The sequence below is a fragment of the Solimonas variicoloris DSM 15731 genome (assembly GCF_000382285.1).
GTDB lineage: Bacteria > Pseudomonadota > Gammaproteobacteria > Nevskiales > Nevskiaceae > Solimonas > Solimonas variicoloris.
This window is the reverse complement of the sequence record NZ_KB907939.1, coordinates 16180-38452: the sequence shown is the minus strand read 5'-3', so window position 1 is coordinate 38452 and position 22273 is coordinate 16180. Positions and strand designations below refer to the sequence as shown.

Genomic DNA, 22273 nt, shown 5'->3' with positions numbered 1-22273 from the left:
CTCAGGCTCCCGTCACGGTCGCCATCGCGCCCGGCGCGATGAACGGCACGCCGGCGAAACCCGCCGGCAGACCGATCGTGCCGGCCGGCAGCGTGTCGCTGACGAAGGTCGGCAACTGCACGAGCTGGCCGTCGATCGCAACCGTCGCGTGGCCGTTGACGCCGGCCCGCGCGGCGTCGGCGCGAGCGATCGCGACGAAGGCCGGCGAGGCGCGCTTGACGATCGGCTCGGCGCGCGACGACAGCTCTTCGCCGCCGAAATGCAGGTTCAGCGCCAGCACGCGGTAGGCATCGCCGCGCGGCGCGAACGCCGCCGGCACCTCGCCGAAGTACGGCTGCGGGCTGCCGCCGGCGAACAGCTGCAGGCCCGGATCGCCGCCGCGCAGCGCGCCGCCGATTTCCTGCTGGAACTTGTTCCAGGCCGAGGGGCTGTTCCAGCCCGGCGACCAGGCGTACGGCGTCAGCTCCGACGGGCGGTCGAGACTGCCGACGCCGTTGTAGCCTTCCATCGAGAAGCTCAGCGCGGTGTCCGGGTCCTGTGGCTGACGCGGCTCGTGCACGCTCTGGTTGGCGCGCATCGCGGTGCGGCCCGAGTAGCGGTGCGGTTCGCGCGCGATCTTCAGGCCGTCGATGCGGAACGCCGCGTTCGGCGCCGCCCCGACGATGCCGGCCAGCGCCGGGAAAGCCTGCGCGCAGGCCAGCACGATGTCGTCGAGGATCTTCCAGCCGGACGCATGCTCGAGCGTCGCCAGCCAGCGCCAGGACTCGATCAGGCCGATCTTGCTGTCGTAATAGGTCGGGTCGAAGACCTGGAAGTAGCGCTGCGCGCGGCCTTCGTAGTTGACCAGCGTGCCGTCGCCCTCGAACACCGTCGCCGCCGGCAGCACGACCTGGGCCTTGTCGGCGGTCGGCGTGACCTGGTGGTCGATGACGATCAGGTTCTTGAGCTTGGCCAGCACGGCGTCGACGCGAGCCTTCGGCGCGCGCCGGTACAGATCGTTCTCGAGCACGACCAGCGTGTCGACCGCGCCGCGCTCGATGGCGGACAGCGCCGCATCGAGCGGCTGCGGTTCGAGCAGCGCGAGGCCGAAGCTGTTGGCTTCCGGCAGCGCCAGCGCCAGACCGGCATTCTCGTTCTTCGCCTTCAGCGCCCAAGCGACGTTGGCCGCCGCCTGCAGCACGGCCGCCGAACCGGCGCCGGTGCCCGAGACGACCAGCGGACGCTTGGCCTGGCCGAGCGCCGCGGCGATCGCCTGCGCCAGCTCGGCCGTTGCGGCGTCGAGGCCGACGACGGCCGGCGCGGCGGCATCGAGCGCATGCGCAACGGCGAAGCCGAGGCGGGCCAGATCTTCCGGCGCGGCGCGGTAGGTGGCACGCGCAACGTCGTCGAGGCGGGTGCTGTCGACGCTGGCGAGGTAGACCGGATAGCTGTCGCGCTGCAGCAGATCGGACAGCGCGATCGTCTGCCACTCGGAGACTTTCTTTTCGGCGGCCAGCGCCTTGCCCTTGCCGCGCGCGGCCTGACGGATCGCCAGCGCGAAGCGCGGCGCCGTGGCGGTGACGTCCTCGCCGAGCACCAGCACGGCGTCGGCATCCTCGATCTCGCTGATCGTCGCCGTCCGCGCCGGGCCGTTGCGGACGATGTTCAGCGCCAGCTGCACCAGTTCGCCATGGCCGAGCGCATGTCCGTCATGGAAGCTCTCGGCGCCGACCAGACCGCGCAGCGCGAAGTTGGCTTCGACCGACGCGCGCGGCGAGCCGATGCCGATGAGCTTGCCGGCACCCTTGAGCGCGGCGGCGGCGGCGGCGATCGCGGTCTCGCGCGTCACCACCTCGCCCTGCACCAGCGGCTGGCGCGGACGGTCCTTGCGATTGGTGTAGCCGTAACCGAAGCGGCCGCGATCGCAGAGGAAGTAGCCGTTCAGCTCGCCGTTGTAGCGGTTCTCGACGCGGCGGATCTCGCCGTAGCGCTCGCCCGGCGACAGGTTGCAGCCGACCGCGCAGCTCTCGCAGATGCTCGGCGCGTACTGCATGTCCCACTTGCGGTTGTAGCGCTCGCTGTGGGTCTTGTCGGTGAACACGCCGGTCGGGCAGACCTCGGTCAGGTTGCCGGAGAACTCCGACTCCAGCGTGCCTTCCTCGGCGCGGCCGAAGTAGACGTTGGCGGCCGCGCCGTAGACGCCAAGATCGGTGCCGCCGGCGTAGTCCTTGTAATAACGGACGCAGCGGTAGCACGAGATGCAGCGGTTCATCTCGTGGCCGATGAACGGCCCGAGTTCCTGATTCAGGTGCGTGCGCTTCTCGAAACGGTACGAGCGGCTGTGGTGGCCGGTCATCACCGTCATGTCCTGCAGGTGGCAGTGCCCGCCTTCCTCGCAGACCGGACAGTCGTGCGGGTGGTTGGTCATCAGGAACTCGACGATCGCCTCGCGGAACTGCTTGGCCTCGTCGTCGTCGATCGAGATGAAAGTGCCATTCGAAGCCGGCGTCATGCACGACATGACGATGCGGCCCTGCTTGTCGTTCTCGTCGCGGAACGCCTTGACCGCGCACTGGCGACAGGCGCCGACGCTGCCGAGCGCCGGGTGCCAGCAGAAATACGGGATATCGAGTCCGAGGTTGAGGCAGGCCTGCAACAGGTTGTCGGCGCCGTTGACCTCGTACTGCTTGCCGTCTACGTGAATCGTGGCCATGAGAGCTTATGCGACCTTGGCACTGGCTGCGCCGGCGGCGACGGGCGCCCCGGCTGCGGCAGGGGCCGGCGTCTGGGCGATGCCGGCTTCGAATTCGGAGCGGAAGAACTTCAGCGCCGACTGCAGCGGCTCCATCGCGCCGGGCGCGTGCGCGCAGAAGGTCTTGCCGGGACCGAGCAGGCGCGTCAGCTTCTGCAGCTGGACGAGGTCCTCGGCGCTGCCGCGGCCTTCCTCGAGCGCGCGCAGCATCTTCACGCTCCACGGCAGGCCGTCGCGGCACGGCGTGCACCAGCCGCAGGACTCGCGCGCGAAGAATTCCTCGAGGTTGCGCACCGCCGAGACCATGTTGTGGGTCTGGTCGAGCGCGAGAATCAGGCCGGTGCCCATGCGCGAGCCGGCCTTGGCGATGGTGTCGAAGTCCATCGCCAGGTCCAGATGCTCGGGCATCAGGAAGTCGGTCGAGGCGCCGCCGGGCAGCCAGCACTTCAGCGTGTAGCCGTCGCGCATGCCGCCGGCATGCTCTTCGAGGATCTCGCGCGCGCTGGTGCCGATCGGCAACTCGTAGATGCCGCCGCGCTTGACGCGACCGCTGGCGCCGTAGAGCTTGGTGCCGCCGTCCTTGGACTTGCCCTGCGACAGGCCTTTGAACCAGTCGGCGCCGTTGTTGACGATGTGTGCCAGGTTCGACAGCGACTCGACGTTGTTGACGACGGTCGGCCGGCCCCAGGCGCCGGCGATCTGCGGGAACGGTGGCTTGGCGCGCGGATTGGCGCGGCGGCCTTCCAGCGAATTGATCAGCGCCGTTTCCTCGCCGCAGATGTAGCGGCCGGCGCCGGTGTGGACGATGAGCGTGAAGCTCCAGCCCGAACCAAGAATGTTGTCGCCGAGCAGGCCGGCGGCGCGCGCCTCGGCGAGCGCCGCGTTGAGGCGCTGCGCGGACTTCACGTACTCGCCGCGCAGGAAGATGTAGCCGGCGGTGGCCTGGATCGCGTACGCGGCGACCAGCATGCCTTCGATCAGCTGGTGCGGCGCGTCCTCCATCAGGAGGCGGTCCTTGAAGGTGTTCGGCTCCATCTCGTCGGCGTTGCAGACGAGATACTTGCTGCCGGCGTCCGGGCCCATCGGCACCAGGCCCCACTTCACGCCGGTCGGAAAGCCGGCGCCGCCGCGGCCGCGCAGGTTCGAATCCTTGACGCGCGTCTGTACGTCGGCCGGCGACAGGTCCTTGATCGCCTGACGGATCGCGCGGTAGCCGCCGGTCGCCTCGTACGAAGCGATGTCGACCGACAGCCTGGCGTTGATGCGCGCCGTCAGCGGACGGACGAGCAGTTCCTTTTCGATTTGGGCGTAATCGCTCACTTGTACGCCTCCAGGACCGTGGCCAGATTCTGCGGCGTCAGGTCGTAATGCAGATCGTCGTCGACCATCAGCGCCGGGCCCTTGTCGCAGGCGCCGATGCAGCAGATCGGCAGCAGCGTGAAGCGGCCGTCGGCGGTGGTCTGGCCGAAGCCGATGCCGAGCTGCTGCTCGAGCGCGGCCTTGATCTCCTCGAAGCCGACCAGGAAGCAGGTGATGCTGTCGCAGACCTTCACGACATGGCGGCCGACCGGCTTGCGGTAGATCTGCGAATAGAACGTGGCGACGCCTTCGAGCTCGGCGGCGGTGATGCCGATCAGCTGCGCGACCGGCTCGAGCGCCGCGTCGGGCACCCAGCCGCGGTGCTTCTGGACGATCTTCAGCGCCTCGATGCTGGCGGCGCGGCCGTCCGGGAAGTGCGTCAGCTCGTGCTCGATCTCGTGCTTTTCCGCGTCGGACAGCACGAACGGCTCGGGCTTGGCAGCCGGCTTGCCGACCAGATCGGCCAGCTTGATGACGGTATCTTTGATGACGGTATCGCTCATAACTTAACGATCCACGTCGGCCATGACGAAGTCGATCGACGCGACGTACACGACCAGGTCGGCGATCATCTCGCCGCGGATCGCGCTCGGGATCTGCTGCAGATGCGCGTAGCTCGGCGTGCGAATGCGCGTGCGGTAGCTCATCGTGCTGCCGTCCGACGTCAGGTAGTAGCTGTTGATGCCCTTGGTCGCCTCGACCATGGTGCATGCCTCGCCGGCCGGGATCACCGGTCCCCACGACACCTGCAGGAAGTGCGTGATCAGCGTTTCGATGTCCTTGAGCGTGCGGTCCTTCGGCGGCGGCGTCGTCAGCGGGTGATCCGCCTTGTACGGGCCCGACGGCATGTTCTCGAGGCACTGCTTGATGATGCGCACCGACTGGCGCATCTCCTCGACGCGCAGCACCAGGCGGTCGTACGCGTCGCCGCGCGAGCCGGTCGGCACCTCGAAGTCGAAGTTCTCGTAGCCGCAGTACGGGCGCGCCTTGCGCAGGTCGTAACCGAGGCCGGTGGCGCGCAGACCGCCGCCGGTCGTACCCCACTCGAGCGCTTCGGCCGTGGTGTAGGCCGCGACGTCGCGCGTACGGGCGATGACCAGGCTGTTCTCGACCGCCGCCTTCTGGTAGTCGTCGAGACGCTTCGGCAGGTAGTCGACGAACTCGCGGACCAGACGCTCCCAGCCCTGCGGCAGGTCGTGCGCCAGACCGCCGATGCGGAACCACGCCGGATGCATGCGGAAGCCGGTGACGGCCTCGATGACATCGTAGGCCTTCTGGCGGTCGACGAAGGCGTAGAACACCGGCGACATCGCGCCGACGTCCTGCAGGAAGGTGCCGTAGAACAGCAGGTGCGAGGTGATGCGGAAGAACTCCGACATCATGATGCGCACGGTCTGCGCGCGCGGCGGCACCTGGATGCCGGCGAGCTTCTCGACCGTCATCACGTACGGCAGGTTGTTCATCACCCCGCCGAGATAGTCGATGCGATCGGTGTACGGAATGTACGAATGCCAGGACTGGCGCTCGCCCATCTTCTCGGCGCCGCGATGGTGGTAGCCGATGTCCGGCACGCAGTCGACGATCTCCTCGCCGTCCATCTGCAGCACGATGCGGAACGCACCGTGCGCGGCGGGATGGTTCGGGCCGAAGTTGAGGAACATGTAGTCCTCGTTCTCCGTGCCCTTCTTCATGCCCCATTCCTCGGGCTTGAAGAGCAGCGCTTCCTGATCGAGATCCTGGCGCATCTGGTCGAGCACGAACGGATCGAACTCGGTGGCGCGCGCCGGGTGCTCCTTGCGCAGCGGATGACCGACCCAGCGCGGCGGCAGCAGGATGCGACGCAGGTTCGGATGGCCGTCGAAGACGATGCCGAACAGGTCCCAGACCTCGCGCTCGTACCAGTTGGCGTTGGCGTAGACCGCGGTCGCCGTCGGCAGGTGCGGGAACTCGCCGTGCAGCGCGACCTTGAGGCGCAGGTCCGGCGTGCCGGCGCGCGTCATGTCGCGCTCCACCGACAGCAGCTGGTAGACGACCGTGAAATCAGCCGGCGGCAGGCCCTGGCGGTTCTTGCGCAGGCGCTCGTCGACCGCGGTCAGGTCGTACAGCGTCTTGTACGGCTTGGCGATGCTGCCCTTCAGGAAGCGCAGCACCTCGATGATGCGCTCGGCGCCGACCCACAGGGTCGGCATGCCGTCCTTCGTCTGCTGCGCGACGAAAGCGTCGGCACCGAAGCGGGCGTAGAGCTCGCGCAGGACCTCGTTATCGAGGCCCGGCGCGGCGTGCGGGACGTCGTCTGCCATCGCCTTTCCTCAGACCTGGTCCGGCGTGCGCAGCGTCGTCTGCGCGCTGCGCTCCGGGCGCAGCGTCTCGCGCCGCGACGGGAACTCGGCCTTGTAGACGCCCTGGTCGCCGACCACCCACGACAGCGGGCGGCGCTCCTTGCCGATCGAGTCCTGCAGCAGGTTCAGCGCCTGCAGAAAGGCCTCGGGACGCGGCGGGCAGCCGGGGATGTAAACGTCGACCGGCAGGAACTTGTCGACGCCCTGCACCACCGAATAGATGTCGTACATGCCGCCGGAATTGGCGCAGGAGCCCATGCTGATGACCCACTTCGGCTCCAGCATCTGCTCATAGAGACGCTGCACGACCGGCGCCATCTTCATGAAGCAGGTGCCGGCGATGACCATCAGGTCGGCCTGGCGCGGCGAAGCGCGGATGACCTCGGCGCCGAAGCGGGCGAGATCGTGCGTCGGCGTGAAGGCGGTCGCCATCTCGACGTAGCAACACGACAGGCCGAAGTTGTACGGCCAGATCGAGTTCTTGCGTCCCCAGTTGACGACGCCGTGCAGCGCGCCTTCCAGCGTGCCCAGAAAGACGTTCTTCTCGACCTGCTCCTCGAGCGGATCGCGCACTTTCTCGCGCTCCTGCATCGGGTAGCGCTGCGCGTTCGGGTCGATTCGCGTGAGTGTGTATTCCATGGCTGCTTGCTCTGCGTAGGCTGGCGGCTTAGGTCAGCGCGAGGGTGGCGTCGGCCGCTCGGCCTGCCGTTCCTTGGCCAGTTTCGCGCGGGAGGCCGGCGCCCACTCGAGCGCACCGATCTTCCACAAATAGACGAGGCTGGCGGTCAGGATGAAGATGAAAATGAAAGCCTCGGCGAAGCCGGCCCAGCCGGCTTCCTTGAGGGAAACGGCCCAGGCATAGAGGAACAAGGCTTCGACGTCGAAGATCACGAAGAACATCGCGACCAGATAGAACTTGGCCGACAGACGCAGGCGCGCGCCGCCCTGGCCGAGCACGCCGGACTCGAACGGTTCGTTCTTGGCGCGGCCCCAGTCGCGTCCGCCCAGCACCCAGGACAGGCCCAGCATCAGCGCCACCAGACCGATGACCGCGACCACGTAGACGATCAGGGACCAGGTTTGAGCGGACCACGCGCTGATGGGAGCCATCGCAAGCCTCTTGAGTGCCATCCAGATGGGCGCAATGGCGTCGTTGCCGGGTTGCGCCCGCGTAAAGTGGCGGAATTGTATATGACTGGCCGCACAATTCCGACCGTTCATAAGCCGAAATCAACGGCTTGAACGACGTAGCCCGGCGCTCCGTACAACGTTTTTGCAGCCAGATCGGGAAACGATTCGAATTGACTGGGGGGAAGATCCCCCCGCGGCACCGACCGGAGATCAGACCACGCGGGGCTGGTTGCGCCGGCTGCGCTTGAGCACGCGGCGCGCGTTGCGGATGTTGCGCGCAACGCCGGCAGCGGTTTCCGGCGCATCGAAGCGCGCCAGGTGGAACAGGGCGTCGCCTTCATAGACCAGCGGCAGCGCCGCGCGACCGACGACCACGCCATGCGCCGTGGCCAGCACCGCCACCTCGCTGGTGCCGAGCGGATCGCCGATCACCCCGAGCACCTGACCCTTGCGCACCTCCTCGCCGAGCGCCACCTGGGCGCGCAGCACGCCGCTGGCCGGCGCCCGCACCCAGCTGCTGGCGCGAGCGACGACCGGCGCCGGCATGCGGTCCGGCCGGCCGTCGGCCGGCAGCATGCCCAGCGCCTTGAGCACGTTGAGCAGGCCGCGCACGCCGGTCCGGATCGCCAGCTCGTCGAAGCGCAGCGCCTCGCCGGCCTCGTACAGCAGCACCGGAATGCCGCGCTCGGTCGTGTAATGGCGCAGCGTGCCGGCGGTCGGCGGCGAATTCAGCACCAGCGGCACACCGAAGGCCTGCGCCAGCCGCAGGATCTCCGGGTTGCCGAGATCGCCGCGGATATGCGGCAGGTTCGGGCGGTGAATCGCGCCGGTGTGCAGGTCGACCCCGTACTGCGCGCGGCCGACGATCTCCTTCAGGAACAGATGCGCGAGCCGCGCCGCCAGCGATCCCTTCTCGCTGCCCGGAAAGCTGCGATTGAGATCGCGGCGGTCCGGCAGGTAGCGCGACTGGTGCAGGAAGGCCAGCGTGTTGACGACCGGCACCGCCAGCAGCGTGCCGCGCAGGCGCTTGAGCGCCCGCTGCAGCAGCAGGCGCCGGATGATCTCGACGCCGATGATCTCGTCGCCATGCAGCGCGGCGCTGATGAACAGCGTCGGCCCCGGCTCGCGGCCGCGCAGCACGCGCACCGGCAGCGTCACCGGGGTATGCGTATAGAGATTGGCGACCGGCAGCTCGACGACGCGCGCCTCGCCGGGCGCGATCTGCTGCCCGCCCAGTTCGAAGCCGTCGCCGGCGCGACGCTGCCTTTTTATCGCCATGCCACACCTTTTATAGAGACGCCACGCCGGCCGGGCGCCCTACCTGCCCGGCTGCGGCCCGTCCCGGCCATCAGCCGCGGCCCTGCGTGCCCGTCCTGCCGGGCCGGGCACGCGCCTCGACCAGGCGGATGATCGCGTCGGCGATGTCGATGCCGGAGGCCGCCTCGATGCCCTCGAGACCCGGCGAGGAGTTCACCTCCATCACCATCGGTCCGGACTTCGAGCGCAGCAGATCGACGCCGGCGACGTTGAGCCCCATGATCTTGGCGGCGCGCAATGCCGTGCGCCGCTCGGCGGCGCTGATCTCGACCGGCGCCGCGCTGCCGCCGCGGTGCAGGTTCGAGCGGAACTCGCCGGCGCAGGCGGTACGCTGCATCGCCGCGATCACCTCGCCGCCGACGACGAAGCAGCGGATGTCGCTGCCGTTGGCCTCGCCGACGAACTCCTGGACCAGAAAGTAGGCGTCGAGCCCGCGAAAAGCCTCGATCACCGAGGCGGCGGCGTTGTCGGTCTCGGCCAGCACCACGCCCTGCCCCTGCGTGCCCTCGATCAGCTTGATGACCATCGGCGCGCCGCCGACCAGCTTCATCAGGCCCTCGGTGTCGTCCGGCGCATGGGCAAAGCCGGTGCGCGGCAGGCCGACACCCTTGCGCGCGAGCAGCTGCAGCGCGCGCAGCTTGTCGCGGGCGCGGGTGATCGCGACCGATTCGTTGAGGGTGTAGACGCCCTGCATCTCGAACTGGCGCACGACCGCCGTGCCGTAGAACGTCACCGACGCACCGATGCGCGGAATCACCGCGTCGAAGCCCTCGAGCCGCCGGCCGCGATACCAGATCTCCGGCCGTCCCGGCTGGATGTTCATGTAGCAGCGCAGCACGTCGATGACCTGGACCTTGTGGCCGCGCGCCTCGGCCGCCTCGATCAGACGCCGCGTCGAGTACAGACGGCGGTTGCGCGACAGCAGGGCGATCTTCATGCGTGCTCCTTCGCGACGCGGCGCCCCTGCACGTAGCTGGCCGCCGGATCGACCGTGAAGCGCCCGGCGATCGCGGTTCGGCCGAGCAGCATGCGGAAGCGCATGCTGTCGCGGGCCGACAGCGAGATCTCGATCGGCCAACGCTCGCCGCCGAGCACGGCCTCGGTGCGGATGAACGGCCGCAACTCGCGGCGGCCGCCCGAATCGGTGACCCAGCGACGGTCGATCAGCTGCGCCTCGCACCACTGCTCGCGGCCGGAGTTCTGCAGCGGCCGCAGCGCGAAGCGCACGCGCCCGTCCGGCAAGGTCTCGATCGCCGAGGCGTACAGCGCCGAGGAGCGCGCGCCGGTGTCGACCTTGGCCTTGATCCGCGCCACGCCGAGTTCGGGCAACGCAAGCCACTCCCGCCAGCCGAGCTCCCGCAGGGGTTCACTGTCGCGTCGCCTCACGAGCACTCCGTATCGTCGTCGTCCGACAAGCATAGCGGCGAAGCCGTGGCTGCGCGGCGTCACGCGGGCCGCCTATACTCGAACTCTCGTCACGGGGGTGGGACATGGCTGTCGCGCAGTACAAGACGTTCTCCGATTTCTACGCGTTCTATCTGACCGAACACTCGAACCAGACCGCACGGCGCCTGCACTTCACCGGCAGCAGCCTGGCGCTGGCCTGCGTGCTGTTCGCCGCGATCAAGGGCCTGTGGTGGTATCTGCCGCTGGCGCTGGTGCTCGGCTACGGTTTCGCCTGGGTCGGCCACTTCTTCTTCGAAAAGAACCGGCCGGCCACCTTCAAGCATCCGTTCTATTCCTTCATGGGCGACTGGCGCATGTGGTGGGAAATGCTGAGCGGACGCCTCGCGTTCTAAGCCATGCCGGCCGACGACCGCGGCCTGCTGGAACAGCTGGCCGACGGCTCGCTGCCACCAGCGGCGTTCGATCATGTCCGCCACGTCGAGGCCGCTTGGCAATGCCTGCAGCAGGCCCCCGATCGCGCCGCGGCCGAGCAGCGCTTCGTGGCGCTGTTGCGCGGCTATGTCGCGGCGCTGGGCGCCGAAACCAAGTACCACCACACGCTGACGATCGCCCTGCTGCGCCTGATCGAAGCCCGCCGCCGGCAGATGCCGCAGGCCGACTGGGACACCTTCGCCGCCGCCCATCCCGAACTGTTCGGCGAGGCGCGCAGCCTCGTCGCTCGGCACTACTCGGCACAGCGGCTCGGCAGCGCAGCGGCCCGCCAGGATTTCGTCGAGCCGGATCTGGCGCCGCTGCCCTGAGCATTTTTTAGCCGCGCCGACGGCTTTGGCGTAGAATCCGCGCCCCGCGGAACCAGCCGAATCAGCCCATGTCGGACCTGCATCATTTCGACGTCATCGTCATCGGCGGCGGCCACGCCGGCACCGAGGCCGCGCTCGCCCCGGCGCGCATGGGCTGCCGCACCCTGCTCGTCACGCAGTCGATCGAAACGCTCGGACAGATGTCCTGCAATCCGGCGATCGGCGGCATCGGCAAGGGCCATCTGGTCAAGGAAGTCGACGCGCTGGGCGGCCTGATGGCGCGCGCCGCCGACCGCGCCGGCATCCAGTTCCGCATCCTCAATGCCTCGAAAGGTCCGGCAGTGCGCGCGACGCGCGCGCAGGCCGACCGCATGCTCTACAAATGGGTCGTGCGCGAGGCGCTCGAGAACCAGCCGAACCTGTCGCTGTTCCAGCAGGAAGTCGAGGACCTCATCGTCGAAGGCGGCGCGGTGCGCGGCATCGTCACGCGCCTCGGCCTGAAGTTCTACGCGCCGGCCGTGGTGCTGACGACCGGCACCTTCCTCGCCGGCCGCATCCACGTCGGGCTGGCCAACCACCAGGGCGGCCGCGCCGGCGATCCGCCGAGCAACGCGCTGGCCGCACGCCTGCGCGAACTGCACCCGCGCGTCGGCCGGCTGAAGACCGGCACGCCGCCGCGCCTCGATGGGCGCACGATCGCCTGGGATCTTCTGGTGCCGCAGCCGGGCGACGAGCCGACGCCGGTGTTCTCGTTCCTCGGCTCGCGCGCCGAGCATCCGCGTCAGGTGCCCTGCCATCTGACGCATACCAACGCGCAGACGCACGAGATCATCCGCAGCGGCTTCGACCGCTCGCCGATGTTCACCGGCGTCATCGAGGGCGTCGGCCCGCGCTACTGCCCGAGCGTCGAGGACAAGGTCAACCGCTTCCAGGACAAGGACAGCCATCAGATCTTCCTCGAACCGGAAGGCCTGAACACGCGCGAGATCTACCCGAACGGCATCTCGACCTCGCTGCCGTATGACATCCAGGAACGCTTCGTGCGCAGCATCCGCGGCCTCGAGCAGGCACGCATCACGCGGCCGGGCTACGCGATCGAGTACGACTACTTCGATCCGCGCGACCTCAAGCGCTCGCTGGAGACCAAGGTCATCGCCGGCCTGTACTTCGCCGGCCAGATCAACGGCACGACCGGCTACGAGGAAGCCGCCGCACAGGGCCTGCTCGCCGGCCTCAATGCCGCGCGGCAGGTGCAGGGTTGCGAGCCGTGGACGCCGCAGCGCCACGAGGCCTACATCGGCGTGCTCGTCGACGACCTCATCACGCGCGGCACCAACGAGCCGTATCGCATGTTCACCTCGCGCGCCGAGCACCGCCTGCTGCTGCGCGAGGACAATGCCGACCTGCGCCTGACGCCGCTCGGCCGGGAGCTGGGCGTGGTCGACGATGAGCGCTGGGACGCGTTCGCGCGCAAGCGCGAGGCGATCGAGCGCGAGCGCGCACGGCTCGATGCGCTGTGGCTGAAGCCGGCGCAACTCGCGCAGGCCGCGCTGGTCGAGCGCTTCGGGCCGGCCCCGAGCGACAGCGGCCTGTCGGGCACCGACCTGCTGCGCCGGCCCGAAGGCGACTATGCCTTCCTGCAGGCGCAGGGGCTGGCGCCGGCCGACATCGATCCGCAGGTCGCCGAACAGGTCGAGATCCAGGCCAAGTACGCGGGCTACATCGATCGCCAGCAGCTGGAGATCGAGCGCGTGCAGCGCTACGAGGCGGCGCCGCTGCCGGTCGATCTCGATTATCACAGCGTCATCGGCCTCTCCAACGAAGTCCGCGCCAAGCTCGTCGAGCATCGCCCGGAAACCGTCGCGCAGGCCGGCCGCATTTCCGGCGTCACACCGGCCGCGGTCTCGCTGCTGCTGATCCACCTGAAGAAAACCGGGCGGCTGCGCCGGCAGGGCTGACACCCGTTCATCTGCAATTCAGCGCGGGCCCGTAGTCTGCATGTCACGGCCGGATCGGACCGCAAGGACATCCGGGCCAGCGCGACACGAACCAGATCGTCGTCGCCCTGCTGAATAGTCCCCCCAGCCCTGCATCCCCCCGCAGGGCGCCCCGAGGGCTCTCTCACCCCCCCGAGAGAGCCCTTTTTTATTGCCCGCGTCCTGGCGACTGCCGGCAGGCCGGGTGTGGACTGGCGCACGAACCCGCCGCCGCGTTGCTACCCAGGTCTCGGTTGGCGATCGGCGATTCTTCGACCATGCGCCGTCTTGCACCACGACATCTTGGGGGAGAACCATGAACCAGCCTGCCTATCTCGCCGTGACCGCCGCCCTGCTGTTCGGCAGCGCGCTCGCCGCCGAACCGCCGGCCGGGGAAGCAGACGCCGGCCACCAGGCCGCCGACGCGGCCGGTGACTACGCCGGCGGCAAGGTCGAGCGCCAGACCGACCGCGTCACCCAGCGCGTCGACAACAAGGTCGACGAAAAGACCGACGAGGCCGTCGACAAGGCGCTCGACAAGGTCTTCAACAAGCTGTTCAAGTAAAGCCGGCACCGGAGAAACCGACCATGAAGACGATCGCACCGGCGCTCGCCGGCCTGCTGCTGGCCGCGACTTTTGGCGCGCAGGCCGAGGACATTCGCGAGGGCCGCTGGGCCTACACCATGACCATGGAAATGCCGAACATGCCCGCGATGCCGAAAGTCGATGCCTCGAAGCTGCCGCCCGGCATGGCACTGCCGCAGATGGGCGCGGGCGGCATGACGATGAACTACGAGCATTGCCTGACGCAGGCGGACCTGGTCCCGCGCAACGACCAGAGCGGCGAGCACTGCAAGATCACGCGCATGGATCGCCGCGGCAACACCGTCGAGTGGGCCTCGGTCTGCGATTCGCCGCACGGCAAGATGAATGCGACGGGCACCGCGACCTACAGCGGCGGAACGATGACCTCGACGACCCACGTCACCGGCAAGGACCGCAGCGGCGCCCCGATCGAGATGACGCAGAAGATCAACGGCCGCTACATGGGGCCCTGCACGCCCTGAGCGGCGCGCGCCGCCTCAGCAGCAGTGGCTGATCGCGCGCAGCACGTCGGAACGCGAGATCTGCCCAACCAGCTTGCCGCCGTCGACCACCGGGTAGCGGCGGAAGTGGCGGTTGCTGATGAACAAGCCCGCCAGCTGCGCGAGGCTCATGTCCGAGCTGACGGTCTCGACCTTGGTACTCATGTACTGGCTGACCGGGCCGGCGACGCAGGTGTCCTGCGCGGCAACCATCGCGATCTGCAGGCAGTCGCGCTCCGACAGCATGCCGACCAGCGTGCCCTGCGCATCGACCACAGGCGCGCCGGAGTGACCGCTCTTGACCAGCTGGTGCACAGCGTTCATCACCTCCATCTCGGGGGTGAAGCTCATCAGCCGCGTGCTCATGTAGTCGCGGACGCTGACTTTTTCCAGCGTGGCCATATCGCTCTCCTCGATCCGCCCGACGCGCAGTGGCGTTTGTGAGCCGACGATAGCCCCTGCGCGGGGCGCACTCAAGCCTTGCGCCGCGGCAGCCAGCCGTGCAGCTGGTGGCCGTGGTCGCGCAGCCAGCGCTTGTGCGTTTCGTAATCGGGCATCTGCCGCCCCACCAGGTTCCAGAACCGCGCCGAGTGATCGAGATGGACCAGATGGCAGAGCTCGTGCACCGCGACGTAGCGGAACACTTCGGGCGGCGCCATCACCAGGCGCCACGACAGGCAGATCACCGCGCCCGGATTGCAGCTGCCCCACAGCGTCTGCGGATCGTTGATGCGCAGCTCGCGGTAGCGCACGCCGAGCGGAGCGGCGCCGTCCTCGAGCAGGCGCACTGCGTCCAGCCGCGCCTGATGCGCGAGCGCCTGGCGCAGCGCCGCCTCCAGCTTGCGTGGCGTCTCGCGCAGCGCCGGCGGCGCGAACACGACGATGCGCTCGGGCTCGAAACGCACGTTGACGCTGCGCAGGCGCGCCGGCTCGACGCGCACCGCCAGCTCGCGGCCGCGCAGCTGGAGCAGATCGCTGCCGTCCCAGCGCAGCTGTTGCGGCAGCGGCCGGGCGGCGGCGAGCTGCGCCATCTCGGCCAGCTTCTCGCGCACCCAGCGCTCGCGCGAGCGCAGGAAAGCCAGGGCCTCGGCGCGCGGCGTCCAGCGCGGGTAGACGAGCACCACGCGACGGTCCGGCCGCACTTCGAGACGGATGCTGCGCGCCTTGGCGCTGACCCGCTCCTCGAAGTGATAGTCGTCGCGGAACAATTCGATCTGCATGCCGCTCCTGCCGTTCAGCCCGCCGGCGCGATGATTTTTTGCGCAGCCCCGCAGCAGGCCGCATCACAGCTGGCCCGGTGGCACTCCATCCGCAACTCATCCACAGGCTTATCCCGCCCCGCTGTCGATAACTCTTGCCGCCAAGCCCGCGCCGCTGCTGAATTTTTCACCGGCACCGCAGCTCAGGCTTGTCGCAGCAAGCTCTGCGCCACTTCATCCGCGCGCTATCCACAAGCTTATCCCGCGCCATTGTCGATAACTCGGCATCCGCGCACCGCCGGTCGCCGAAAAAAGCGCCGATCGGCTTGAAACGCAGCCGCCATCGGCATCACACGCACTTCATCCGACGGCTATCCACAGGCTTTTCCCCGCGCTCTGGGGACAACTCGCCGCGATCACTTGGCGACATAGCCGATCTTGGCCAATACGCCGTCGAGCTCGTCAAGCGAATGGAACTTCACCCGCAGCTCGCCCTTGCCCGCCTTGTCGGCGCTGACCGTCACCGGGCAGGCCAGATGATCGGCGAGCTCGCGCTCGAGGCGCTGCCAGTCGCTCGGCTTGCCCGGCCGGAACACGACGAGCTTGTCGCGCGCCGCGGCGATGCGCTGCTCGAGTCCGCGCACGGTGAGCTTGTGGCGGATGATCTCGTCGGCATAGCGCACCTGGTCGGCCACCGGCACACCGGCCAGCACCTTGGCGTGGCCGAGCAGGATATGCCCTTCGTTGACCAGCGCCGCCACCTCGGGCGCGAGATTGAGCAGGCGCAGGTAGTTCGTCACGTATTCGCGCGACTTGCCGATGCGCTCGCCGATCTCGCTGTGCTTGAGCGAGAACAGTTCGCCGAGGCGTTTCAGTCCGGCGGCGGTCTCCATCGGCGTCAGCGATTCGCGCTGCAGGTTCTCGATCAGGCCGAGCACGAAGGCTTCGCTGTCGGACAGGTCGTCGCGGATCAGCGCCGGAATCTCGTGCAGCCCGGCCTGCTGCGCGGCGCGCCAGCGCCGTTCGCCGGCCAGCAGCTCGTAGCCCCAGACCCGCGTGCGCAGCACGATCGGCTGCACGACGCCGGATTCCTTGATGCTGCCGGCCAGCTCGCGCAGCGCATCGGCGTCGAAGTGCCGACGCGCCTGCTGACTGCCGGGCCGGATCAGGTCGATCGGGATATCGCGGATTTCGCCGGGGGCGCGCTTGCGGCTCATGCGCGCATTTTACGGGCCGCCGCCGCGCCGCGCCCGCCGCGCCGACGGCCCCAGGCGCACGCCGCGCCGCCAAGGCGTGGAATAATGCGCATTACAACGAATAACGGAAGGGACGATGGAAGAGAACTTTCGCGCCATCATCGAAGCGATCGGCGAGAACCCCGAGCGGGAGGGCCTGCTGCGCACGCCGCACCGCGCCGCCAAGGCGATGGAGTTCCTGACCCGCGGCTACGAGCAGGACGTCAACGAGATCGTCAACGGCGCCGTCTTCGAGTCGAGCAACGACGAAATGGTGATCGTCCGCGACATCGAGCTGTACTCGCTGTGCGAGCACCATCTGCTGCCGTTCATCGGCAAGGCGCACGTCGCCTACCTGCCGGCCGGCAAGGTCATCGGCCTGTCGAAGATTCCGCGCATCGTCGACATGTTCGCGCGCCGTCTGCAGATCCAGGAGAACCTGACCCAGCAGATCGGCACCTGCATCCAGTCGGTGACCGGCGCGCACGGCGTCGGCGTCGTCATCGAGGCGCAGCATTTGTGCGCGATGATGCGCGGTGTCCAGAAGCAGAATTCGACGATGGTCACGTCGATGATGGTGGGCCGCTTCCGGGAAGATCACCGGACCCGCGAGGAGTTCCTCAGTCTGGTCCGTCGCGGGTAATGTGAATTTCTTATAAGCTCGCCTTACCGTGGCCGGCAAAGCGGCCGCTCCCATTGAATCACCCGGAGTTATTGACGATGTCTGGCTTGGCGCTCAATGCGCGTTTCGGCTCTCCCGATCAAATCGAGACCCTGGTCGCGATCGAAGGTGTGGTCGCCCAGCAGATGGCACTGCATGTCGAGAAGCGCCGCCTGTGGTTCCCGAACGATCTGATGCCGGCCGACGCCAATCTCGACGCCGCCGCCGACGCCGAGCTGGCCCGCATCCGCGATGCCGCGCGCGGCCTGCCGGACACCGTCCGCGTCGCCATCGCGCTGAACCTGCTGACCGAAGAAGGCCTGCCGCACTTCCATCGCCTGATCGCCGTGCACCTCGGCAACAGCACGCCGTGGAGCGACTGGAACAATCTGTGGACGGCCGAAGAGGATCGCCACGGCTGCGCGCTGCGCGACTACGTGCGCGACGCCCGCCTGTTCGACATGGGGGCGCTCGAGAAGCTGCAGTACCGCTACATCGAGGCCGGCTTCAACCCGGACTGGGAGCAGGATCCGTATCGCCTGCTCGCGTATACCTCGTTGCAGGAAAAGGCCACGCAGATCTCGCACGCCAACGCCGGCCGCCTGTGCTCGGCGATCGAGCCGATGGCGCAGAAGGTGCTCGCCCATCTGGCCAGTGATGAGTCGCGCCACTACCAGTTCTATCGCGCCGTGTTCGGCGCGATCCTCGAGCGCGACCCGAACCGCGCGCTGCAGTCGCTGCTCAAGGTGACGCTGAACTTCGCGATGCCGGGCCACGCGATCCGCGGCTACGACGACATGAGCGAGGTCGTGCGCCGCGCCGGGGTCTTCTGCGCGAGCCAGTACAAGGAAATCGTCGAGGAACTACTCGACTTCTGGAAGATCGGCGTGATGACCAACCTGTCGGCCGCCGGGCGCGAAGCCCAGGAAAAGCTGATGAAGGTGCCGACGCGCCTCGCGCGCATGGCGGATTTCCAGAACGCCAAGACCGCGGCCCGCGACTTCCACTTCGACTTCATCTTCGGCCGCGCGATCCGTCTCTGAGGCACGCGCCGGCCGCCGCCCTGCTGCGGCGCGCACCTCGCGCTGCTGATCGCTTCTGACGGTCGGTCGCCCACCTCGCGGGCGCCAGGGCCAATCGCAGACCGGATGCCGCCGCGCTAGAGTCGCGGCGTCTCCGGTCCGCTCTGCGGGCCGGAATTGATCTATCGTTCAATTAATACAAGACCGAACGGAGGAGTCCCGATGTCCCCCGACTGGGCGCCCGCCACGGCGCTGGATCGCCGCGGCTTTCTCAAACTCGGCGCCGGCAGCGCCGCCGCCTTCACCCTGCTCGGCGCCAGCGTGCAGCTCGCCGGCTGCAGCCAGCAGGCCACGCCGGCCGCCGCCGGCTTCCGCTGGCTGACCGCCGCCGACCTGCCATTCGCGCGCCTGCTCGTCGCCGGCGTCGCCGGCTCGGCGCTGCCCGCCGACCCGGCGGTCGCCGACGCCGCCCTCGAAGAAGGCGTGCGCCGCATCGACATCTGCCTGGACGCGCTCGGCGCGCCAGCGCAGAAGGAAGTGCGCAAGCTGTTCGACCTCCTGCAGTGGGGGCCGTTCCGCCGCTTCGCCGGCGGCGTCGCCAAGCCGTGGTCGGAAGCCACGGCGGCCGACATGCAGGCCCTGCTCGCCAACTTCAGCGCCAGCCGCCTGGGCCTGCTCAACGGCGCCTTCCGCGCGCTCGCGAAGATCGGCAGCATCGTCTTCTGGAGCCAGCCGGTCGCCTATCCGCTGGCGCGCTACCCGGGCCCGCCGGCCTGGGCGGTCGCCGCCCTCAACGCCTGAGTCCCGCCATGGCCATCAATGACCTTTACACCGACGGCCTCGCCAAGGGCTGGAAGATTCGCGACGCCTCGACGCTGACGCGCGACGAGACGCTGGAAGCCGACGTCGTCATCGTCGGCAGCGGCGCCGGCGGCGGTACCGCCGCCGAGATCCTCAGCGCGGCCGGCCTGTCGGTGCTGATGCTGGAAGAAGGCGCGCTCTACACCTCGCGCGACTTCAAGGCGCTCGACGAATTCAGCTCGTACAGCAAGCTCTACCAGGAGGCCGCCGGACGCGCGACCTCGGACGGCGCGATCCCGATCCTGCAGGGCCGCGCGGTCGGCGGCACCACGCTGGTCAACTGGACGACCAGCATTCGCACGCCGGCGCAGACGCTCGAATACTGGACCCGCGACTTCGGCCTGAAGAGCTCCGCCAGCGACGACATGGCGCCGTGGTTCGCGAAGATGGAAGAGCGTCTCGGCGTCGCGCCGTGGGCGGCCGAGCCGAACGCCAACAACGCCGTGCTACGCGACGGCTGCGAGAAGCTCGGTCTGCACTGGAAGACGATCCCGCGCAACGTGCGCGGCTGCTGGAACCTCGGCTACTGCGGCGTCGGCTGCCCGGTCAACGCCAAGCAGTCGATGCTGGTGACGACGATCCCGGCGGCGCTCGACCGCGGCATGACGCTGGTCCATCACGCCCGCGCCGACCGCCTGCAGTTCGCCGGCGGCCGCGTCAACGGCCTGACTGTGCACGCGCTCGACGCCGACACGCGGCATCCGACCGGCATCACGCTGAACGTGCGCGCCAGGCACTACGTGCTCGCCGGCGGCGCGATCAACACGCCGGCGCTGCTGCTGCGCTCGAAGGCGCCGGATCCGCATCAGCGCATCGGCCAGCGCACCTGCGTGCATCCGGTCAACGCCAGCCTCGCCGTGTTCGAGCGCCAGATCGACGGCTTTCACGGCGCGCCGCAGTCGATCTACTCCGACCATTTCCTGTGGCCGGAAGACGGCGGCATCGGCTACAAGCTCGAAGTGCCGCCGCTGCAGCCGATGCTCGCCAGCAGCGTGCTCGCGCGCTACGGCGACGCGCTCGCGCAGGACATGGCGCAGCTGCCGAACACCAACGTGCTGATCGCGCTGATGCGCGACGGCTTCCACGAGCAATCGGCCGGCGGCCGCGTGCGCATCGACGACGCCGGCCAGCCGGTGTTCGACTACGACGTGCACGAGCCGCTGTGGAACGCCCTGCGCCATGCCTTCGTGCAGATGGCGGAGATCCAGTTTGCGGCGGGCGCCAAGTCCGTGCGTCCGGCGCACATCGACGCCGAGCCGTGCGCCAACATGGACGAGGCGCGCGCGGCGATCGCGGCGCTGCCGATGCGCAAGCACCGCACCGGCCTGGTCACGGCGCACCTGATGGGCGGCTGCGCGATGGGCGAAGACCGCCAGCGCTGCGTGATCGACAGCCGCGGTCGCCATCACGAGACCGAGAACCTGTCGATCTTCGACGGCTCGATGTTCCCGAGCTCGATCGGCGCCAACCCGCAGCTGACGATCTACGGCTTCGTCTCGCGCAATGCCACCGCACTCGCCGAAGCGCTGGCGCCGGCCGCCAAGGCGGCTGCCTAGCGCCGCACGCTGAAGCCGGCCGCCGCGGGCTCGTCGCTGCGCTCCCAGTCGAGCGCATCGACGCGCGCCCGCGGCGGGCCGTGCTGCAGCCATTCGCGCAAGGCATCGAGCGCCGGCGCGGCGCCGCAGGCCAGGCCCTCGACGCTGCCGTCGGGACGGTTTTCGACCCAGCCCGACAAACCGAGCGCGTCGGCGCGTTCGCGCGTCGATTGCCGGAAGAAGACGCCCTGGACGCGGCCGCGGACGCGGAACCGGTACGATGTCGACATGCTCGAAGTGTGCATCGAGGAAAACCCATGGCGATCTTAAACCGGCGCGGCAAGCACAAGACGCAGGCGGTGGCGCCGGCCACCGAGAATTTCGCGTTCGTCGCCGAGCTGCCGGTCGGCGAAAAAGAACCCCTGTGGAAGCTGCAGGTGCAGATGGTCACCGAGCCGCAGGCCGACGGCGAACGGCTGCGCCTGCGCGCGCACCTGCAAACCAATTTCGCGAGCGCGCTGCGGCCGGCGCTGGCCGCCGCACAGGCGCGGCAAGACGGCTCGGAGCGCGCGGCGCTGCCGCCCGCCGGAACAACGCCGCCGGCGCCGGCCGGCCGCTCGCTGCGCCTCGCCGAACGCGCCGGCCATGCCGTGCAGAGCGTCGCGCAGCGCGCGCTCGCCGTGCCGCTGGTCCGCCGCCTGGCCGAGCCGCTGCTGCAGCTCGATCTCAACACCTGGGTCGAGATCCAGGCCTCGACCGCTTCGCTCGACGCCGGCAGCCATGGCCTGCTGCCGCAGCAGGAACGTCTGGCCGCGCTCGGCATCCGCCCCAAGCGCACCGGCGATCAGCCGATCGCCGAGACCTGGGCCGGCGAAGCGACGGATGGTTTCGCGCAGGTCTCGGTGCTGCAGCTCGACAAGCGCCACCTGCCGACGCGCCTGCGCGAGCTGATCGGCGATCAGCCGTTCGGACTCGCGGCGACGGTGGTCAACACCGCGCGCCAGAAGCCCTGAGGCGCAGCCCCGCGTTCAAGTCTCGTTGCGGCCGATCCACTTGCCGGTCGCCGGCGGCGGCATATAGGCGCGGATCGCATCGAGCAGCGCCGCCGGATCGCGCTCGACGCGCAGCGTGCCGCGATGCAGCGGCTTGATGAACGCCTCGTCGACGGCGTGGTCGAGGAAGGCGAGCAGGCCGTCGTAGTAGCCCTCGGTATTGAGCATCGCGCAGGCCTTGCGGTGATGACCGAGCTGCACCCAGGTCCAGATCTCGAACAGTTCCTCGAAGGTGCCGAGCCCGCCCGGCAGCGCGACGAAGGCATCGGACAGCTCCGCCATCAGCGCCTTGCGCTCGTGCATCGAGCCGACCACGTGCAGCTGCGTCAGGCCGCGATGCGCCAGCTCGCGATCGGCGAGCGCGCGCGGCATCACGCCGATGACCTCGCCGCCGCGCGCCAGCGCTGCGTCGGCGACGGCGCCCATCAGGCCGACCGAAGCGCCGCCGTAGACCAGGCCGATGCCGGCATCGGCCAGCGCCTCGCCGAACGCAACCGCCGCCGCGCAATAGGCCGGCCGCGCGCCGGCGCTGGAACCGCAGAAGACGCAAATGCGCATGGAA

The 22273-nt window shown here is 68.9% G+C and carries 24 protein-coding genes; 10 read left to right on the top strand and 14 right to left on the bottom strand.

The annotated features are described in order from the left end of the window. Position 1 precedes the first annotated feature (1 nt). The 9 genes from nuoG to H149_RS21190 all read right to left on the bottom strand — a co-directional run bounded on the left by nuoG (position 2) and on the right by H149_RS21190 (position 10296). On the bottom strand, positions 2 to 2692 hold the full coding sequence (nuoG, locus tag H149_RS0114870) for an NADH-quinone oxidoreductase subunit NuoG (protein WP_020650559.1): 2691 nt from the start codon (positions 2690 to 2692) through the stop codon (positions 2 to 4). 6 nt (positions 2693 to 2698) lie between these two features. After that, positions 2699 to 4051 carry an NADH-quinone oxidoreductase subunit NuoF gene (nuoF, locus tag H149_RS21195; RefSeq protein ID WP_020650558.1) on the bottom strand — a complete coding sequence of 451 codons (1353 nt, stop codon included), beginning with the start codon at positions 4049 to 4051 and terminating at the stop codon, positions 2699 to 2701. Continuing rightward, positions 4048 to 4593: an NADH-quinone oxidoreductase subunit NuoE gene (gene nuoE, locus H149_RS0114860; protein ID WP_020650557.1), complete on the bottom strand. Its 546-nt coding sequence runs from the start codon at positions 4591 to 4593 to the stop codon at positions 4048 to 4050. Before nuoE ends, nuoF begins: the two co-directional genes overlap by 4 nt. A 3-nt stretch (positions 4594 to 4596) precedes the next feature. Continuing rightward, positions 4597 to 6390 carry an NADH-quinone oxidoreductase subunit C/D gene (nuoC, locus tag H149_RS0114855; protein WP_020650556.1) on the bottom strand — a complete coding sequence of 598 codons (1794 nt, stop codon included), beginning with the start codon at positions 6388 to 6390 and terminating at the stop codon, positions 4597 to 4599. A gap of 9 nt (positions 6391 to 6399) precedes the next feature. Continuing rightward, the gene (locus H149_RS0114850; RefSeq protein WP_020650555.1) at positions 6400 to 7068 is read right to left on the bottom strand and encodes a NuoB/complex I 20 kDa subunit family protein; all 669 of its coding nucleotides are present in this window, start codon (positions 7066 to 7068) and stop codon (positions 6400 to 6402) included. Between the two features lie 33 nt (positions 7069 to 7101). After that, positions 7102 to 7539, bottom strand: a complete 438-nt coding sequence (gene ndhC, locus H149_RS0114845; protein ID WP_026353200.1) for an NADH-quinone oxidoreductase subunit A — start codon at positions 7537 to 7539, stop codon at positions 7102 to 7104. 231 nt (positions 7540 to 7770) lie between these two features. After that, positions 7771 to 8838, bottom strand: a complete 1068-nt coding sequence (locus H149_RS0114840; protein ID WP_020650553.1) for a succinylglutamate desuccinylase/aspartoacylase family protein — start codon at positions 8836 to 8838, stop codon at positions 7771 to 7773. 70 nt (positions 8839 to 8908) lie between these two features. Beyond that, positions 8909 to 9814: a 30S ribosomal protein S6--L-glutamate ligase gene (rimK, locus tag H149_RS0114835; RefSeq protein ID WP_020650552.1), complete on the bottom strand. Its 906-nt coding sequence runs from the start codon at positions 9812 to 9814 to the stop codon at positions 8909 to 8911. After that, the gene (locus H149_RS21190; protein ID WP_083931013.1) at positions 9811 to 10296 is read right to left on the bottom strand and encodes an ATP-dependent zinc protease family protein; all 486 of its coding nucleotides are present in this window, start codon (positions 10294 to 10296) and stop codon (positions 9811 to 9813) included. Before H149_RS21190 ends, rimK begins: the two co-directional genes overlap by 4 nt. 71 nt (positions 10297 to 10367) lie before the next feature. Between H149_RS21190 and H149_RS0114825 the strand changes: the two genes are divergently transcribed. The 5 genes from H149_RS0114825 to H149_RS0114805 all read left to right on the top strand — a co-directional run bounded on the left by H149_RS0114825 (position 10368) and on the right by H149_RS0114805 (position 14128). After that, on the top strand, positions 10368 to 10676 hold the full coding sequence (locus H149_RS0114825; protein ID WP_020650550.1) for an Mpo1-like protein: 309 nt from the start codon (positions 10368 to 10370) through the stop codon (positions 10674 to 10676). A 3-nt stretch (positions 10677 to 10679) separates the two neighbouring features. Then, on the top strand, positions 10680 to 11084 hold the full coding sequence (locus H149_RS0114820) for a hypothetical protein (protein WP_020650549.1): 405 nt from the start codon (positions 10680 to 10682) through the stop codon (positions 11082 to 11084). Between the two features lie 68 nt (positions 11085 to 11152). After that, positions 11153 to 13042, top strand: a complete 1890-nt coding sequence (gene mnmG / locus H149_RS0114815; protein ID WP_020650548.1) for a tRNA uridine-5-carboxymethylaminomethyl(34) synthesis enzyme MnmG — start codon at positions 11153 to 11155, stop codon at positions 13040 to 13042. A gap of 334 nt (positions 13043 to 13376) precedes the next feature. Further along, entirely contained in the window at positions 13377 to 13625 is a 249-nt protein-coding gene (locus H149_RS0114810; RefSeq protein ID WP_020650547.1) for a hypothetical protein, read from the top strand. 23 nt (positions 13626 to 13648) lie between these two features. Continuing rightward, positions 13649 to 14128, top strand: a complete 480-nt coding sequence (locus tag H149_RS0114805) for a DUF3617 domain-containing protein (RefSeq protein WP_020650546.1) — start codon at positions 13649 to 13651, stop codon at positions 14126 to 14128. A 15-nt stretch (positions 14129 to 14143) separates the two neighbouring features. On the opposite strand, the gene H149_RS0114800 is transcribed toward H149_RS0114805, so the two are convergent. The 3 genes from H149_RS0114800 to H149_RS21180 form a co-directional block, all read right to left on the bottom strand. After that, positions 14144 to 14548 (bottom strand): CBS domain-containing protein, encoded by a 405-nt coding sequence (locus H149_RS0114800; protein WP_020650545.1) that lies wholly within the window; start codon positions 14546 to 14548, stop codon positions 14144 to 14146. Between the two features lie 71 nt (positions 14549 to 14619). After that, positions 14620 to 15366: a M48 family metallopeptidase gene (locus tag H149_RS21185; protein WP_020650544.1), complete on the bottom strand. Its 747-nt coding sequence runs from the start codon at positions 15364 to 15366 to the stop codon at positions 14620 to 14622. A gap of 395 nt (positions 15367 to 15761) precedes the next feature. After that, entirely contained in the window at positions 15762 to 16562 is an 801-nt protein-coding gene (locus H149_RS21180; protein WP_020650543.1) for a ParB/RepB/Spo0J family partition protein, read from the bottom strand. Between the two features lie 100 nt (positions 16563 to 16662). Between H149_RS21180 and folE the strand changes: the two genes are divergently transcribed. The 4 genes from folE (at position 16663) to H149_RS0114770 (ending at position 20680) form a co-directional block, all read left to right on the top strand. Beyond that, complete coding sequence (folE, locus tag H149_RS0114785) at positions 16663 to 17223, top strand: GTP cyclohydrolase I FolE (RefSeq protein ID WP_281167594.1); 561 nt, start codon at positions 16663 to 16665, stop codon at positions 17221 to 17223. 77 nt (positions 17224 to 17300) lie between these two features. Next, positions 17301 to 18284: an acyl-ACP desaturase gene (locus H149_RS0114780; protein ID WP_051101876.1), complete on the top strand. Its 984-nt coding sequence runs from the start codon at positions 17301 to 17303 to the stop codon at positions 18282 to 18284. A 201-nt stretch (positions 18285 to 18485) separates the two neighbouring features. Beyond that, complete coding sequence (locus H149_RS22305; RefSeq protein WP_020650540.1) at positions 18486 to 19064, top strand: hypothetical protein; 579 nt, start codon at positions 18486 to 18488, stop codon at positions 19062 to 19064. A gap of 8 nt (positions 19065 to 19072) precedes the next feature. Then, positions 19073 to 20680 (top strand): GMC family oxidoreductase, encoded by a 1608-nt coding sequence (locus H149_RS0114770; protein WP_020650539.1) that lies wholly within the window; start codon positions 19073 to 19075, stop codon positions 20678 to 20680. On the opposite strand, the gene H149_RS0114765 is transcribed toward H149_RS0114770, so the two are convergent. Continuing rightward, on the bottom strand, positions 20677 to 20949 hold the full coding sequence (locus tag H149_RS0114765) for an acylphosphatase (protein ID WP_020650538.1): 273 nt from the start codon (positions 20947 to 20949) through the stop codon (positions 20677 to 20679). The genes H149_RS0114770 and H149_RS0114765 overlap by 4 nt on opposite strands. Before the next feature lie 27 nt (positions 20950 to 20976). On the opposite strand from H149_RS0114765, the gene H149_RS0114760 reads away from it, so the two are divergent. Further along, positions 20977 to 21672 carry a hypothetical protein gene (locus H149_RS0114760; protein ID WP_020650537.1) on the top strand — a complete coding sequence of 232 codons (696 nt, stop codon included), beginning with the start codon at positions 20977 to 20979 and terminating at the stop codon, positions 21670 to 21672. Positions 21673 to 21687: 15 nt separating this feature from the next. Here the strand turns inward: H149_RS0114760 and H149_RS0114755 are convergent, their stop codons facing one another. Then, the gene (locus tag H149_RS0114755) at positions 21688 to 22269 is read right to left on the bottom strand and encodes an LOG family protein (protein ID WP_020650536.1); all 582 of its coding nucleotides are present in this window, start codon (positions 22267 to 22269) and stop codon (positions 21688 to 21690) included. Positions 22270 to 22273: the final 4 nt, after the last annotated feature.

Coding starts and splice junctions, on each gene's coding strand:
- nuoG (WP_020650559.1), bottom strand. CDS start 2,692: ATGGCCACGATTCACGTAGACGGCAAGCAGTACGAGGTCAACGGCGCC.
- nuoE (WP_020650557.1), bottom strand. CDS start 4,593: ATGAGCGATACCGTCATCAAAGATACCGTCATCAAGCTGGCCGATCTG.
- nuoC (WP_020650556.1), bottom strand. CDS start 6,390: ATGGCAGACGACGTCCCGCACGCCGCGCCGGGCCTCGATAACGAGGTC.
- H149_RS0114850 (WP_020650555.1), bottom strand. CDS start 7,068: ATGGAATACACACTCACGCGAATCGACCCGAACGCGCAGCGCTACCCG.
- ndhC (WP_026353200.1), bottom strand. CDS start 7,539: ATGGCTCCCATCAGCGCGTGGTCCGCTCAAACCTGGTCCCTGATCGTC.
- H149_RS0114840 (WP_020650553.1), bottom strand. CDS start 8,838: ATGGCGATAAAAAGGCAGCGTCGCGCCGGCGACGGCTTCGAACTGGGC.
- rimK (WP_020650552.1), bottom strand. CDS start 9,814: ATGAAGATCGCCCTGCTGTCGCGCAACCGCCGTCTGTACTCGACGCGG.
- H149_RS21190 (WP_083931013.1), bottom strand. CDS start 10,296: ATGCTTGTCGGACGACGACGATACGGAGTGCTCGTGAGGCGACGCGAC.
- H149_RS0114825 (WP_020650550.1), top strand. CDS start 10,368: ATGGCTGTCGCGCAGTACAAGACGTTCTCCGATTTCTACGCGTTCTAT.
- H149_RS0114820 (WP_020650549.1), top strand. CDS start 10,680: ATGCCGGCCGACGACCGCGGCCTGCTGGAACAGCTGGCCGACGGCTCG.
- mnmG (WP_020650548.1), top strand. CDS start 11,153: ATGTCGGACCTGCATCATTTCGACGTCATCGTCATCGGCGGCGGCCAC.
- H149_RS0114810 (WP_020650547.1), top strand. CDS start 13,377: ATGAACCAGCCTGCCTATCTCGCCGTGACCGCCGCCCTGCTGTTCGGC.
- H149_RS0114805 (WP_020650546.1), top strand. CDS start 13,649: ATGAAGACGATCGCACCGGCGCTCGCCGGCCTGCTGCTGGCCGCGACT.
- H149_RS0114800 (WP_020650545.1), bottom strand. CDS start 14,548: ATGGCCACGCTGGAAAAAGTCAGCGTCCGCGACTACATGAGCACGCGG.
- H149_RS21185 (WP_020650544.1), bottom strand. CDS start 15,366: ATGCAGATCGAATTGTTCCGCGACGACTATCACTTCGAGGAGCGGGTC.
- H149_RS21180 (WP_020650543.1), bottom strand. CDS start 16,562: ATGAGCCGCAAGCGCGCCCCCGGCGAAATCCGCGATATCCCGATCGAC.
- H149_RS0114780 (WP_051101876.1), top strand. CDS start 17,301: ATGTCTGGCTTGGCGCTCAATGCGCGTTTCGGCTCTCCCGATCAAATC.
- H149_RS22305 (WP_020650540.1), top strand. CDS start 18,486: ATGTCCCCCGACTGGGCGCCCGCCACGGCGCTGGATCGCCGCGGCTTT.
- H149_RS0114770 (WP_020650539.1), top strand. CDS start 19,073: ATGGCCATCAATGACCTTTACACCGACGGCCTCGCCAAGGGCTGGAAG.
- H149_RS0114765 (WP_020650538.1), bottom strand. CDS start 20,949: ATGTCGACATCGTACCGGTTCCGCGTCCGCGGCCGCGTCCAGGGCGTC.
- H149_RS0114760 (WP_020650537.1), top strand. CDS start 20,977: ATGGCGATCTTAAACCGGCGCGGCAAGCACAAGACGCAGGCGGTGGCG.
- H149_RS0114755 (WP_020650536.1), bottom strand. CDS start 22,269: ATGCGCATTTGCGTCTTCTGCGGTTCCAGCGCCGGCGCGCGGCCGGCC.